The following is a 272-nucleotide window of genomic DNA, read 5'->3' as shown; positions in this document are numbered from 1 at the left end:
GAAGAAACGGATTGTAAAACGTTTAAACCACAAGATCTTTAAGTCTCATTTAAGGAGGCGCTTCACATTGAAATACGATCGGCTGCTTCAAACGTTTTTTGACGAAATTCATGACGCGGACGAAGCCGCATTTTATCAAGCAGCTCACTCCTTTTTAAACCTTTGGGATTATGAATATGGCCCTGCAGCAGACATGCCAACTGAAATGAATCACTATATTGGACAGCTTGCTTATGACAGCGAACTGGTAGAAGAGTAAGAAAGAGCGGGTT

General features: G+C 41.5%; 1 protein-coding gene. It reads left to right on the top strand.

Annotated features, from left to right (window positions below):
* On the top strand, positions 1–259 hold a 259-nt coding region (locus ACM615_RS23990), incomplete at its 5' end, for a hypothetical protein (RefSeq protein ID WP_431012643.1).
* Between the last annotated feature and the right edge of the window lie 13 nt (positions 260–272).

This window comes from Rahnella sp. PAMC25617 (assembly GCF_050606005.1).
In the GTDB taxonomy this organism is placed as follows: domain Bacteria; phylum Pseudomonadota; class Gammaproteobacteria; order Enterobacterales; family Enterobacteriaceae; genus Rahnella; species Rahnella variigena.
This window is presented reverse-complemented; position numbering and strand designations above follow the sequence as displayed.